A 14,466-nucleotide genomic window follows, 5' to 3' on the forward strand; every position below is an offset into this window, starting at 1 on the left:
CCTTTAACATTCGCTTCTGGCTAAATTTTGTCAAGCGATTATTTTATCGTCAGCGGGCATGGAAAAACTGTCTCTGCTGCGCGCAACTGTGTTACTGATAGCCGATTCCGGGCAAGATGGCAGGTGATATGAGTAAAAAACGGGTGCTGTTATCGGATGTGGCAGCGCTGGCCGGGCTCTCTAAAGCGACCGTATCCCGCTATATGAATCAAAGCATTATGCTGCCGCAGGAGACGATTGATCGCATTGAAGCGGCGATTCGTCAGCTGGATTATCGCGGTAACAGCCTGGCGCGTCGCCTGAGCAAGGGCGGCAGCGAAACCCTGGGGCTGGTGCTGCCCGATATTACCAATCCCTTCTTTGCCGAACTGGCAGATGCCGCCGAAGAAGCCGCCTCTGCCCATGGCTACAGCCTGGTACTCTGTATTACCCGCAACCATCCGGACAAAGAGAGTCAGTTTATCCGCTGGCTGGATACCTGCCAGGTGGATGGCCTGCTGTTTACCACCAACCATCCTGATAACGGTCTGTTACGCAAAGAGATTAACCGCCACCAGCGCATCGTGCTGCTGGATGAGGACATCCCTGGCAGCGTCGTGCCCAAAGTGTTTGCCGACAACGTTCAGGGTGGACGGATGGCTACCGAAAATCTGATTGCTGCGGGTCATCTGGATATCGCCTTTGTCGGCGGCCCGGCGGAACTGATGAGTGTACGCGAACGCTACCAGGGGTTCTGCACCGCAATGGAGCAGGCTGGCCTGCGTGTCCCGCCCGAATGGGTGATGTACGGCGAATACCAGCGTGAGTTCGGTAAACAGGCGCTGGAACAGCTGTTCAGCCGCGCAGAGCGCCCCACCGCCGTCTTTGCCGCCAGCGATTTTCTGGTACTGGGATTGATGGATGGCCTGCGCGCGCGTGGGCTCAGTGCGCCCGACGCGCTGTCGCTGGTGGGCTTTGATGATGCCACCTATGCTGACTTCACCCAGCCCCGTATATCCACCATCCGCCAGCCCGCACGTGAACTGGGCCGCACGGCCGTAGAGATCATGTTGCGTATCCTGAATGATGACCTCCCCGTCCCCGCCGAAACCCGTCTGCAGGTTGAATGGGTGGCGCGCGACTCGATACGGATCCGTTAACCACGACCCAGAATGGCGCAAAAGCGCACAATAGTGGCGCAAAAAGTGAGCGCCTTAATTTTTCCGGTTTCTGTTCAGTAAACCGGTTTACCTGAAGTCAAACGGCAAATGTGCTGTATTACAGTGAGTTAGACCCTAAGTGCCACGCCGGGTCACAGACTGGCACGGAAGCTGCACTGTCTCACCCGGCAAACAAATATCGTGTAGCGTGTTGTTCTGTGTGTTGTGGCAAAGGGTTTATCCCGCAGGTAAACCGGTTTACAAGGGCGTAAACCGTGCCGGATAACCCCTTTTTACATGCAGAGTAACGGTCCCGTTAGTGGTGATGGGAGTAATCATATGCAGCAGGCACACACTGCCCTGGCACGGGTAGAGATGGTGAATATTACCAAGACCTATGGCGCGATCCGGTCTCTGCAGGGCGTCAACCTGCAACTGGCTCCGGGTGAAGTGCTGGGTCTGGTAGGCGACAACGGTGCGGGAAAATCCACGCTGACCAAGGTGCTGTCAGGTGCGGTCGTCCCGACCAGCGGCACGATTCGTATTGATGGTGAAGAGCAGCATTTCTCTAACCCGGCGGATTCGCGCCGCTGCCATATCGAGATGGTGTATCAGGACCTGTCGCTGTGCGACACCGTCGATGTGGCAGGCAACCTGTTTATGGGACGTGAACCGATGAAGTCCATTTTCGGCATCCCGTTTCTGGACGAAGAAAAAATGCACACTGACGCGCGGGAAATGCTGAAAGGTCTGGGGATTTCTATCCCGGATACCCGACTGCTGGTGCGCAACTTATCCGGCGGACAGCGCCAGGCGATTGCCATTGCACGCGCTGCCGCCTTCGATCCCAAGGTACTGATTATGGATGAACCCACCGCCGCGCTGGCGGTCGCCGAAGTGGAGGCGGTGCTGGAGCTGATCCGCCGGGTGTCGGCGCGGGGCGTGAGCGTCATCCTGATCACCCATCGCTTACAGGATCTCTTCCTGGTGTGCGATCGCATCATGGTGATGTACGAGGGCACCAATGTGGCGGAGCGCCGCGTGGCCGAAACGGATCTGACCGAGATCGTCAATTTGATCGTGGGTGAGAAGTTTGTCGCCCGCTCGGCCGCCGCGCACTGAGCGAGGTAACAGGATGACTATTATGAATCTGAGCAGTTCCCGTATGACACAGCACTCGCTGCCGCGTCGTCTGCTGCACAACCACTCTGGCGTGGTGAGCATCGCGCTGTTTTTCGTGTTCTGCTGCGTGGTCTTTTCCCTGATCACCGGCAACTTCCTCAGCAGTGCTAACTGGCTGAATATCATTCGCCAGAGCGCGCCGCTGCTGATTGTCGCCACGGCGATGACCCTGGTGATCACCACGGGCGGGATCGATCTTTCCGTAGGATCGACGCTGGCGCTGGTCGGCGCCCTCTCCGCTATCGCGCTGAATAACTGGGGCCTGCCCTGGCCGGTGGTGTTGCTGGGCGGCTTGCTGCTGGGCGCGCTGGTGGGGGCCATTAACGGCTTCTTTATCGCTTACGAAGGCATTCCGGCCTTTATCGTCACGCTGGCAACGCTGGCGGTGGTGCGCGGCGTGGCGCTGCTGATTACCCAGGGCTACTCCATTCCCATCCCTGCCGACAGCCCGTTCGCTTTAATGGGCCGCGCCTGGGTACTGGGCGTGCCGATGCCCGCGCTGATAGGCATCGTGGCGCTGATCGTTGGCCATATCGCACTGAATCATATGCGTTTTGGGCGCTATGTCACGGCGATTGGCGCGAATGCGGAAGGCGCGCGCCGGAGCGGTATTAACACCAAAGCCGTAACCATGAAGGTCTACATCCTCAGCGGTATGGCGGCGGCGCTGGCGGGCATGATCATCACCGCGCGTCTGGGCAGCGGCTCCTCCAACCAGGGCGAAGGCTTCGAGTTGCAGGTGATCGCGGCGGTGGTGCTGGGCAGTACCAGCCTGTTTGGCGGCTTCGGAACCGTTATCGGCACGCTGCTCGGCGCGCTGTCGATTGCCATCATCCAGAACGGCCTGATTCTGTCGCATATCTCCCCGTTTTACACGCAGATCGCCACCGGTACGATTATTCTGCTGGCCATCTGGCTCAACACCCGCATTCTCAACCCGACGCGATCGGCGGCGAAAGGATAGCTGATGAAACACTCTATTTTTCGTCATCCCGATCCGCTGCCGCTGGGCATCAACAGCGGCTATGTGATGACCGTCCTTGGCCCGCTGCCGGTGAGTGAGATGGGCGTGACGCTGATGCACGAGCACATTCTGCTGGATGCCTCCGGCAAGTGGGTTCCGCCCTGCTGCTGTGGCGAGCGTCATCTGGCGGAAATGCCGGTCAGCATCGAAAACCTGGGCGAGCTGTCGCTTAATCCGCTGATCAGCCGCGATAACTGTCAGCTGTTTGATGTGGATCTGGCGATTGAAGAGCTGATGAAGTTCCGGGCACTGGGCGGCGAGACGGTGGTGGATCCCACCAATATCGGCATTGGCCGTGACCCGAAAGCGCTGCAGCGCATCGCGCGCCTGACCGGGCTGAACATCATCATGAGCACCGGGCTGTATCTGGAGCCCTCACATCCCGACTGGGTCAAATCGATCAGCATTGACGCGCTCGCTGACAGGCTGATTTACGACCTGGGCGGCAGAGAGGAGAAACCCGAGGTGCTGGCTGGCCTGATCGGCGAAATCGGTGTGTCCAGCCGCTTTACCCCTGACGAGGAGAAATCCCTGCGGGCGGCGGGCCGCGCCAGTGCCGCGACACGCGTGCCGGTTGAGGTGCATCTGCCCGGCTGGGAGCGCTTAGGCCATCGGGTGCTGGATATCCTGGAAGAAGAAGGCGCTGACCTGCGTCATGTGGTGCTGTGCCACATGAACCCCAGCTTTGCCGATAAGCGCTACCAGCGCGATCTGGCACAGCGCGGCGCCTTTCTGGAATATGACATGATCGGCATGAGCTATTACTACGCCGATGAGACCGCGCAGTCACCGTCCGATGAGGAGAATGCCCGCGCCATTCGCGAGCTGATCGATGACGGCTTTATCGAACAGATTTTGCTGTCGCAGGACGTGTTCCTGAAAACCATGCTGACCCGCTACGGCGGTCACGGCTATGGCTACATCCTTAAACATTTTGTCCCGCGCCTGAAACGCCACGGCGTCAGCGGCGAACAACTTGAAACCTTACTGATTGCTAACCCACAGCGCGTTTTTGGTGGGTAAGGGAGAACCTGAATGCAGAAGAAAATTTTACTGGTCGGCGAGTCCTGGACCAGCACGTCTGTTCACGTCAAAGGCTTCGATCAGTTTGCCACCGCCACCTGGCATAATGGCGCGACCGACTTTATGGCGGCGCTGGCCGACAGCGATTATGCCATCACCTACATGCCCGCCCATGCTGCCGCCACCGACTTTCCTTTAACCCCGGACGGGCTTCAGCAGTGGGATGCGATCATTCTGTCCGACATCGGCGCCAATACGTTGCTGCTGCACCCGGATACCTGGCTGAAGAGCCAGCGCACGGCAAATCGCCTGACGCTGATCCACGACTATGTGGCGGCGGGCGGCGCGCTGATGATGATTGGCGGCTACTTCAGTTTTCAGGGTATCAATGGCGGCGCGCGCTATCGCAACACGGCGGTCGAGAAAGTCCTGCCGGTGCGCTGCCTGGCCTGGGATGACCGCATCGAAACGCCCGAGGGCGTTTATCCCTGCGTGACCGAATCTCACGCGCTGTTCGCCGGTATGCCAGACGACTGGCCATGGCTACTGGGCTATAACGAAGTGGAGATGCACCCGGAAGGTAAACTGCTGGCGACCATCGCCGGCACGTCACATCCGCTGCTGGCGGTGCGCGAGTATCAGCAGGGTCGCTCGCTGGTCTGGACCAGCGATATGTCTGCGCACTGGCTGCCGCAGGAATTTGCTCAGTGGCCGGGTTACCGCCAGCTGTGGATCAACTGCCTGAACTGGTTAACGGTGCGCGGATGATGAGCCAGAGCCAGACGCTGGCGCAGCAGCTGTTGCGCTTTGACACCATTAATCCCCCGGGCAACGAAGCGGCCTGCATGCACTTTCTGGCAGAGTGGCTGGCGGAACGGGGCTTTGAGGTCACCCTGTCCCCCTTCGGTGAAAATCGCCTGAACCTGATTGCCCGCCTCCCTGGCCGTCAGCCCGGCCCGCAGCTGGCGTTTACCGGCCATCTGGATACGGTCCCGCTCGGCAATGCTGACTGGCAGTTCGATCCGTTTGGTGAAATCGTGGGTGACCGGCTTTACGGACGCGGTTCGAGTGACATGAAGGCCGCTGTCGCGGCTTTTGCTGTGGCCTGCGTGACGCATCAGCAGGCGATTCAGCAGGGTTCCGGCGTCGTGCTGATGATCACCGGCGGGGAGGAGACGGGCTGTGACGGCGCGCGGGCGCTGATTGCTGACGCTGACCTGCCCGATGTCGGCGCATTGATTGTCGGCGAGCCCACCGCCAACTATCCGGTTATCGGCCACAAAGGCGCACTCTGGCTACGCTGTGAAACGCGCGGGAAAACGGCCCATGGCGCGATGCCGGAACTGGGCATTAATGCCATTTATCTGGCGGCGGAGGCTCTGGGCAGGATCCAGCACTTCTCGCCTGGCGCGCCACATCCGCTGATGAAGCAGCCGACCGTTAACGTCGGACGCATTTCAGGCGGCCTGAACATTAACTCTGTGCCCGATCGCACCCAATTTGATGTGGATATCCGCAGCGCACCCAATCTGCAGCACGCCACCATTCGACAGCAACTGACAACCTTACTGGGAGAGAGCGTAACGGTGACGACGCTGGTGGATCTGCCGGCCGTACTGAGCGAAGAGAATCAGGCCTGGATTCATTCTGTTTATCAGCATTGTCAGGCGTTACATGACGCTCCGCTGACGCCGCGCATTGTGCCCTACTTTACTGATGCGTCACTGTTGTTGCCCGCACTGGGTACGCCGCCCTGCATTATCCTTGGTCCCGGCGAGCCATCCATGGCACACCAGACCGATGAATATTGCCTGCTGAGCCGGTTAGCGGAAGCGGAGCTGTTGTATGGTGCGTTGATTAACGACTGGATGAGGTCATAGAGGGGTGCCTCAGACGGCTGGACGAACAAAGGGGCGCACGGAGACCGCCATAAAAAAGGCCGCTTGCGCGGCCTTTTTTCATTCACGGTGCTTAGCGCCGCTTAATCAGCATAAACATACTGATCGCAAAGAACGCGAAGCTTGGCAGGATCGCCCCCAGCACCGGCGGCAGTCCGTAAACCAGACTCAGCGGGCCGAAAATCTGATCCAGCACGTAGAACAGGAAGCCGAAGCTGATACCGGTCACGACCCGTACCCCCATCGACACGCTGCGCAGCGGACCGAAAATAAACGACAGCGCCATCAGCATCATCACCGCCACCGACAGCGGCTGGAAAATCTTGCTCCACATATTCAGCCGGTATCGTCCTGACTCCTGGCCGCTCTGCTTCAGATACTTACTGTAGTTATAGAGACCGCGAATCGATAACGCATCCGGGTCGAGCGCCACCACGCCCAGCTTGTCGGGCGTCAGATTGGTTTTCCACTCGCCGCTCAGACTCTGCGAGCCGGTAATCTGCTTCGGATCGGTCAGGTTCGACTCATCGACCTGCGACAGTATCCAGCGCTTTTTGTCTTTATCCCAGGTCGCCGTCGCCGCATAACGCACGCTCTGTAAACGGCGCTGATCGGTAAAGTTATAGATGCTGACGCCGTCAATCTCATTGTCGCCTTTAATGCGCTCAATAAAGATGAAGTTGTTGCCATCCTTCGCCCACAGACCATTCTGCGTCGACACCAGTGCGCCGCCGTAAAGCTGCTGCGCCCGGTAGTTACGCGCCATCTGCTCGCCTGACGGCGCCACAAATTCCCCGATCGCCATGGTCAGCAGCACCAGCGGAATCGCCGTTTTCATCACCGACAGCGCCACCTGCATGCGGGTAAAGCCCGCCGCCTGCATCACCACCAGCTCACTGCGCTGCGCCAGCGCACCCAGTCCCAGCAGAGCACCCAGCAGGGCCGCCATCGGGAAGAAAATCTCAATATCTTTGGGTACGCTCAGCAGGGTGTAATAGCCGGCGCTCAGCGCGCTGTAGCTCCCCTGGCCGGTCTTACGCAGCTGATCGACGAACTTGATGATGCCGGAAAGCGACACCAGCATGAACAGCGTCAGCATTATCGTATTGAAAATCGTTTTACCGATATAGCGGTCAAGAACGCGAAACATCAGACTGACCCTCCGCGTGTAAAGCGGGCGCGAACCCGACGCATCGGCACCGTATCCCACAGGTTAAGCACTATCGCCAGCAGCAGATAGCTGATATTCACCACCCACATCCACACACCCGGATCGAGGCGGCCTTTTGCCCCGCTCGACTTCAGCGAACTCTGCAGCAGGAAGAAGATCAGATAGAGCAGCATCGCGGGCAGCATCGACAGCACGCGTCCCTGACGGGGGTTCACCACGCTGAGCGGCACCACCATCAGCGCCATTACCAGCACCGCGAACACCAGCGTCAGACGCCAGTGCAGCTCAGCCTTAAACTCAGGCGTGTTGTTGCTGAACAGGCCGGTAAAGCTCGACTGCTCTGCATCATTCGGATCGAGCGTCGCCGCCTTATAGCCCACAATCGCCTGATAGTTGGTGAAGTCGGTAATGCGGAAGTCACGCAGCAGGGCCGTGCCCTCAAAACGGGTGCCCTTATCCAGCGTTACCACCTGCGAACCATCTTTACGCTGCTCCATGTGGCCGCTGTCGGCCAGCACGACTGACGGACGCGCATTGCCTTTAGGCCGCAGCTGCGCCAGGAAAACGTTACCGAACTGGTTGCCCTTCACATCCTCGACAAACAGCACCGCGCTGCCGTCGCTGGAGGTCTGGAACTGGCCAGCGGCCATCGCCGCGGCTCCCGGGTTCGCTTTGGCATTCTGCGTTACCTCATCCTGATAGCGGGATGACCAGGGGCCGAGCCAGATAACGTTTACCGCCGCCACCAGCGAGGTAAAGAGCATCAATACCATCGCCGCTTTAACCAGCACGGCCTTACTCAGGCCGCAGGCGTGCATCACGGTAATTTCACTTTCCGTGTAAAGCCGTCCCAGCGTCATCAGGATCGCCAGAAACAGACTTAAGGGCAGTATAAGTTGTGCCATTTCAGGCACGCCGAGTCCTAACAGTGTCAGAACCAGGTTTGTCGGCACTTCGCCATCCACCGCGGCTCCCAGGATCCTGACTAACTTCTGGCAAAAGAAGATGAGTAGCAGGATAAACAGGATAGCCAGCTGGCTTTTGAGCGTTTCCCGAACCAGATATCTAATGATGATCACGCTTAGTACGCCTGTGAAAACTTGTCTTTTTGCAGGAAAATCGCTAGTTTCAACGCTTATCAGCCATTTTTCTTCATCAATGGCCGTCGTCGTAGCTAAAATTGTATGAAAAACGCGTCCGGGTGGTGAAAAAACAACATCTTGTCACCCTGATTCATTATGACCTCCAGCGGCAGAATGTCATGCTGCGACAATGAATAAATGGGTCATGAGCGCGCTACATTCTAGCGGCAGCAGCGGCCGTTGTCTTTAAGATTCAGGAGAGTGCATGGAGTTCAGTGTAAAAAGCGGAAGCCCGGAAAAACAACGCAGTGCCTGCATTGTCGTTGGCGTTTTCGAACCGCGTCGTCTGTCACCGATTGCCGAACAGCTGGATAAAATCAGTGACGGTTACATCAGTGCCCTGCTGCGCCGCGGCGAGCTGGAAGGGAAAGTGGGCCAGACACTGCTGCTGCATCATGTGCCAAATATCCTGTCTGAGCGTATTCTGCTGATTGGCTGCGGGAAAGAGCGTGAACTGGACGAACGCCAGTACAAGCAGGTCATTCAGAAAACCATTAATACGCTGAACGACACCGGCTCCATGGAGGCGGTCTGCTTCCTGACCGAGCTGCATGTCAAAGGACGCAATACCTACTGGAAAGTGCGTCAGGCGGTGGAAACCTCAAAAGAGGCGCTCTACAACTTTGATCAGCTGAAGAGCAACAAAGCCGAGCCACGTCGCCCGCTGCGCAAGCTGGTGTTCAACGTGCCGACCCGTCGCGAGCTGACCAGCGGCGAGCGGGCGATCCAGCACGGGCTGGCGGTTGCCGCCGGTATGAAAGCGGCGAAAGATCTTGGCAATATGCCGCCTAACATCTGTAACGCCGCCTATCTGGCGTCACAGGCGCGCCAGCTGGCCGATGCCTTCAGCAAAAATGTGACTACCCGCGTGATCGGCGAACAGCAGATGAAAGAGCTGGGCATGAACGCCTATCTCGCCGTCGGCGCCGGCTCGCAGAATGAGTCGCTGATGTCGGTCATTGAATACAAAGGCAATCCGGATGCTGAAGCGCGCCCGATTGTGCTGGTGGGTAAAGGGCTGACCTTTGACTCCGGCGGCATCTCCATCAAGCCTGCCGACAGCATGGATGAGATGAAGTATGACATGTGCGGCGCCGCCGCGGTCTATGGCGTCATGCGTATGGTGGCCGAGCTGAACCTGCCGCTGAACGTGGTCGGCGTGCTGGCGGGCTGTGAAAACATGCCGGATGGCCGTTCGATGCGTCCGGGTGACGTGCTGACCACCATGTCAGGCCAGACGGTCGAAGTGCTGAACACTGACGCCGAAGGCCGTCTGGTACTCTGTGATGCACTGACTTACGTCGAGCGTTTCGACCCGGAAGTGGTGATCGACGTCGCGACGCTGACCGGTGCCTGCGTAATTGCGCTGGGCCATCACATCAGCGGCCTGCTGTCGAACCACAATCCGCTGGCGCATGAGCTGATCAGCGCGTCCGAGCAGTCCGGCGATCGCGCCTGGCGTCTGCCGATGGCGGATGAGTTCCAGGAGCAGATGGAGTCCAACTTTGCCGATATGGGCAACATTGGAGGCCGTCCGGGCGGCGCGATCACCGCCGCCTGCTTCCTGGCGCGTTTCGCCCGCAAATATAACTGGGCGCACCTGGATATCGCCGGAACCGCCTGGCGCTCCGGCAAGGCCAAAGGCGCCACCGGTCGTCCGGTGCCGATGCTGTCACAGTTTCTGTTGAATCGGGCAGGATTGAACGGCGACGATTAAGCGCCCTCTTTTCTGACAGCAAGGGCGGATCTGATTCCGCCCTTGATCTTCTGATGAGCAAACCGATGAAAAACGCAACCTTCTACGTGCTGGAAACCGATGCCACTCAGGATGGCCTGAGCGCTGTTGAAGCGCTGGTGTGCAATCTGGCGGAAACACGCTGGCGGGCCGGAAAGCGGGTGCTGATTGCCTGCGAAGATGAACAGCAAGCCATTCGTCTCGACGAAGCGCTGTGGCAACGACCGGCCAATGCCTTCGTGCCGCACAACCTGGCGGGTGAAGGCCCGCGCTACGGTGCGCCGGTTGAGCTGGCCTGGCCACAGCGTCGCGGCAGTTCACCGCGCGACCTGCTGATTAGCCTGCTGCCCCACTTCGCAGATTTTGCTACTGCTTTCCATGAAGTGATAGACTTCGTTCCTTACGAAGACGCTCTCAAACAACTCGCGCGCGACCGCTACAAAGCGTATCGCAGCGTGGGTTTCCAATTGAATACGGCAGCGCCACCACAGCCGCAAACGACATAGCAGAAATGGAAAAGACATATAACCCGCAAGATATCGAGCAGCCGCTTTACGAGCACTGGGAAAAGCAGGGCTACTTCAAACCGAATGGCGACACCAGCCAGGAAAGCTTTTGCATCATGATCCCGCCGCCGAACGTCACCGGTAGCTTGCACATGGGTCACGCCTTCCAGCAAACCATCATGGACACCATGATCCGTTACCAGCGCATGCAGGGCAAAAACACCCTGTGGCAGGCGGGCACGGACCACGCGGGCATCGCCACGCAGATGGTGGTTGAGCGCAAGATTGCGGCTGAAGAGGGCAAAACGCGCCAGGATTATGGCCGCGATGCGTTCATCGAAAAAATCTGGGAGTGGAAAGCGGAATCCGGCGGCACCATTACCCGCCAGATGCGTCGTCTCGGTAACTCTGTTGACTGGGAGCGCGAGCGCTTCACGATGGACGAGGGCCTCTCCAACGCCGTTAAAGAGGTGTTTGTTCGCCTCTACAAAGAGAACCTGATCTACCGTGGCAAACGCCTGGTGAACTGGGACCCGAAACTGCGCACCGCGATCTCCGATCTGGAAGTGGAAAACCGCGAGAGCAAAGGCTCAATGTGGCATATCCGCTATCCGCTGGCGGATGGCGCTAAAACCGCCGACGGTAAAGATTATCTGGTCGTCGCCACCACCCGTCCGGAAACCCTGCTGGGCGACACCGGCGTGGCCGTGAACCCGGAAGATCCGCGCTATAAAGATCTGATCGGCAAATTCGTGATGCTGCCGCTGGTTGGCCGCCTGATCCCGATCGTCGGCGACGAACACGCGGACATGGAAAAAGGCACCGGCTGCGTCAAAATCACTCCGGCTCATGACTTCAACGACTACGAAGTCGGCCGTCGTCATCGCTTACCGATGATCAACATCCTGACCTTTGACGGCGATATCCGCGACCGCGCTCAGGTGTATGACACCAACGGCGAAGCCAGCGATGTCTGCTCCGACGACATCCCGGCCGCCTTCCAGGGCATGGAACGCTTTGCCGCGCGTAAAGCGATTGTTGCCGCGGTGGATGAACTGGGTCTGCTGGATGAGATCAAACCCCACGACCTGACCGTTCCTTACGGTGACCGTGGCGGCGTGGTGATTGAACCGATGCTGACCGACCAGTGGTATGTGCGTACCGCCCCGCTGGCGAAAGTGGCGGTTGAAGCCGTTGAGAACGGTGATATCCAGTTCGTGCCGAAGCAGTACGAAAACATGTACTTCTCCTGGATGCGCGATATTCAGGACTGGTGTATTTCCCGTCAGCTGTGGTGGGGTCACCGCATTCCGGCGTGGTATGACAACGACGGCAACGTCTACGTCGGCCGCACCGAAGACGAAGTGCGCGCGGAAAACAACCTGGCCGCCGATGTGGCGCTGCGTCAGGATGATGACGTGCTGGACACCTGGTTCTCCTCAGGCCTGTGGACCTTCTCTACCCTGGGCTGGCCGGAGAACACCGAAGCGCTGCGCACCTTCCATCCGACCAGCGTGCTGGTCAGCGGCTTCGACATTATCTTCTTCTGGATTGCCCGCATGATCATGCTGACCATGCACTTCATCAAAGATGAAAATGGCAAACCACAGGTGCCGTTTAAAACCGTCTACATGACCGGTCTGATCCGTGATGAAGAGGGTCAGAAGATGTCAAAATCCAAGGGCAACGTGATTGACCCGCTGGATATGGTTGATGGCATCTCGCTGGAAGCGCTGCTGGAAAAACGTACCGGCAACATGATGCAGCCGCAGCTGGCCGAGAAGATCCGCAAACGTACCGAGAAGCAGTTCCCGAACGGCATCGAGCCATCAGGCACCGATGCGCTGCGCTTTACGCTGGCGGCACTGGCCTCAACCGGTCGCGACATCAACTGGGACATGAAGCGCCTGGAAGGGTATCGCAACTTCTGTAACAAGCTGTGGAACGCCAGCCGCTTTGTGCTGATGAACACCGAAGAGCAGGATTGCGGACAGAATGGCGGCGAGATGACGCTGTCGCTGGCGGATCGCTGGATCCTGACCGAGTTCAACCACACGGTGAAAGCCTACCGTGAAGCGCTGGATACCTATCGCTTCGATATCGCGGCGAACATCCTGTATGACTTCACCTGGAACCAGTTCTGTGACTGGTATCTGGAGCTGACCAAGCCGGTCATGAACAGTGGCAGTGAAGCGGAGCTGCGTGGCACCCGCCACACGCTGGTTCACGTACTGGAAGCGCTGCTGCGCCTGGCGCACCCAATCATTCCGTTTATCACGGAAACCATCTGGCAGCGCGTGAAAGGCCTGAAAAACATCAGCGATGACACCATCATGCTGCAGCCGTTCCCGCAGTTTGATGCCGCGAAGGAAGATGCGGAAGCGAAAGCCGATATCGAGTGGATGAAGCAGGCGATCGTTGCCGTGCGTAATATCCGTGCGGAGATGAACATTGCGCCGAGCAAGCCGCTGGATGTGCTGCTGCGTGACTGTTCACCGGCTGCCCAGCGCCGCGTTGAAGAGAACCGTAACTTCCTGTCACGCCTGGCGCGTCTGGAAAGCCTGACCATTCTGCCGGCAGGCGAGAAAGGTCCGGTTTCGGTCACTAAAATTGTGGAAGGCGCAGAGCTGCTGATCCCGATGGCGGATCTGGTCGACAAAACCGCTGAGCTGGAGCGTCTGGCAAAAGAGCTGGTTAAGCTGGATGTGGAAATCGAGAAGATCGAGACCAAGCTGGCGAACGAAGGCTTTGTTTCACGCGCGCCGGAAGCCGTAGTGGCGAAAGAGCGCGAGCGCGTGGCAGACCTGCAACAATCAAAAGCAAAACTGATTGAACAGCAGGCGGTCATTGCGGCACTCTGATTAACAGTTTGCTCTGAAAAAACCCCGCGCAAGAGCGCGGGGTTTTTTATAGGTGAATAAGCAAGAAATAGGGTTATCCCGATTCAGGCTAAAAATAACGCCAGTTTCCCTGCGCCATCTGCACTGCCTGTTTGCGAATTAACGTCATGGCAGCAATATTCAGGTCAGTAAATTCAGAGTTTTGATTTCGGCAAAAGGCGTTACGTGTTAGTTAAATAAGAAAGAAAAAGATCGGGTTCAATCTGTCAATAACCTACAGGCATCGATTTTATTCAGGCTGCATCGTATTATTCAGATGCGTGACAGCCGCATTTAAAACCGTCACACATCTCTCTTTCCAGTACCCCCCGGAGTTGGATTTACTGAGCGCAGCCGTGCTTTTCGCAACATAAAGCGATACCTCATCCGGCGCTGGCTCAATAAACGGCACACCACAAATGGCATTAATATTTTCTTCATTGAGAAACATCAATACCTTTGCAGGGTTTGCAGGCAGGGCATAGGCCATAGCGATGTTTAAACCTTCCTGAAAAGAGGTTTGCCCTAAGAAAGGCGAACGAGTAAGAACCGGGTAGAGTCTTATCCAGTAAGCGCGTCCTTCTGAAAGATAGGCCGTTATCTGTTCATAATCTTTTTCAGAAAGTTGAGTGCTGTCGTTACTGCGCGATGCCGTCAGGACTTTGTCTGCTAAAACTTCCTCTGAGGATTTAATCTCCGCTGATGAACACATCAAAGAGAATAAAGCAATTGCCACAACAAATGGCCATTTCATTTCATAGCTTCCT

General features: G+C 57.6%; 12 protein-coding genes. 9 read left to right on the forward strand and 3 right to left on the reverse strand.

Going from position 1 to position 14,466, the window contains the following annotated elements; all coding sequences use genetic code 11:
- Positions 1-116: 116 nt before the first annotated feature.
- From OXR04_RS09240 to OXR04_RS09265, 6 genes are all read left to right on the forward strand, one after another.
- A complete protein-coding gene (locus tag OXR04_RS09240; RefSeq protein ID WP_267369743.1) occupies positions 117-1,139 on the forward strand; it encodes a LacI family DNA-binding transcriptional regulator in 1,023 nt (340 codons plus the stop codon).
- Positions 1,140-1,514: 375 nt separating this feature from the next.
- Positions 1,515-2,261, forward strand: a complete 747-nt coding sequence (locus tag OXR04_RS09245; RefSeq protein ID WP_167428931.1) for an ATP-binding cassette domain-containing protein — start codon at positions 1,515-1,517, stop codon at positions 2,259-2,261.
- A 22-nt stretch (positions 2,262-2,283) separates the two neighbouring features.
- Complete coding sequence (locus OXR04_RS09250) at positions 2,284-3,285, forward strand: ABC transporter permease (protein ID WP_162484734.1); 1,002 nt, start codon at positions 2,284-2,286, stop codon at positions 3,283-3,285.
- A 3-nt stretch (positions 3,286-3,288) separates the two neighbouring features.
- A complete protein-coding gene (locus OXR04_RS09255; RefSeq protein ID WP_267369742.1) occupies positions 3,289-4,368 on the forward strand; it encodes a phosphotriesterase-related protein in 1,080 nt (359 codons plus the stop codon).
- A gap of 12 nt (positions 4,369-4,380) precedes the next feature.
- Positions 4,381-5,136 carry a glutamine amidotransferase gene (locus OXR04_RS09260; RefSeq protein ID WP_267369741.1) on the forward strand — a complete coding sequence of 252 codons (756 nt, stop codon included), beginning with the start codon at positions 4,381-4,383 and terminating at the stop codon, positions 5,134-5,136.
- The gene (locus tag OXR04_RS09265) at positions 5,136-6,248 is read left to right on the forward strand and encodes a M20 family metallopeptidase (protein WP_267369847.1); all 1,113 of its coding nucleotides are present in this window, start codon (positions 5,136-5,138) and stop codon (positions 6,246-6,248) included. The genes OXR04_RS09260 and OXR04_RS09265 overlap by 1 nt, the downstream gene beginning before the upstream one ends.
- A 91-nt stretch (positions 6,249-6,339) precedes the next feature.
- Here the strand turns inward: OXR04_RS09265 and lptG are convergent, their stop codons facing one another.
- Together lptG and lptF are read right to left on the reverse strand one after the other, a co-directional pair.
- Positions 6,340-7,416: an LPS export ABC transporter permease LptG gene (gene lptG / locus OXR04_RS09270; RefSeq protein ID WP_009092354.1), complete on the reverse strand. Its 1,077-nt coding sequence runs from the start codon at positions 7,414-7,416 to the stop codon at positions 6,340-6,342.
- Positions 7,416-8,516 carry an LPS export ABC transporter permease LptF gene (lptF, locus tag OXR04_RS09275; protein ID WP_058957610.1) on the reverse strand — a complete coding sequence of 367 codons (1,101 nt, stop codon included), beginning with the start codon at positions 8,514-8,516 and terminating at the stop codon, positions 7,416-7,418. Before lptF ends, lptG begins: the two co-directional genes overlap by 1 nt.
- A 268-nt stretch (positions 8,517-8,784) precedes the next feature.
- On the opposite strand from lptF, the gene pepA reads away from it, so the two are divergent.
- From pepA to OXR04_RS09290, 3 genes are all read left to right on the forward strand, one after another.
- Positions 8,785-10,296 (forward strand): leucyl aminopeptidase, encoded by a 1,512-nt coding sequence (gene pepA, locus OXR04_RS09280; protein WP_267369740.1) that lies wholly within the window; start codon positions 8,785-8,787, stop codon positions 10,294-10,296.
- Positions 10,297-10,361: 65 nt separating this feature from the next.
- On the forward strand, positions 10,362-10,820 hold the full coding sequence (locus OXR04_RS09285; protein ID WP_009092358.1) for a DNA polymerase III subunit chi: 459 nt from the start codon (positions 10,362-10,364) through the stop codon (positions 10,818-10,820).
- Between the two features lie 5 nt (positions 10,821-10,825).
- Positions 10,826-13,681 carry a valine--tRNA ligase gene (locus tag OXR04_RS09290; RefSeq protein ID WP_046101111.1) on the forward strand — a complete coding sequence of 952 codons (2,856 nt, stop codon included), beginning with the start codon at positions 10,826-10,828 and terminating at the stop codon, positions 13,679-13,681.
- Positions 13,682-13,949: 268 nt separating this feature from the next.
- On the opposite strand, the gene OXR04_RS09295 is transcribed toward OXR04_RS09290, so the two are convergent.
- On the reverse strand, positions 13,950-14,453 hold the full coding sequence (locus OXR04_RS09295; protein ID WP_267369739.1) for a hypothetical protein: 504 nt from the start codon (positions 14,451-14,453) through the stop codon (positions 13,950-13,952).
- Positions 14,454-14,466 lie beyond the last annotated feature (13 nt).

The sequence above is a fragment of the Pantoea sp. GM_Pan_3 genome, assembly GCF_026541045.1.
Taxonomy (GTDB): Bacteria; Pseudomonadota; Gammaproteobacteria; order Enterobacterales; family Enterobacteriaceae; genus Pantoea; species Pantoea anthophila.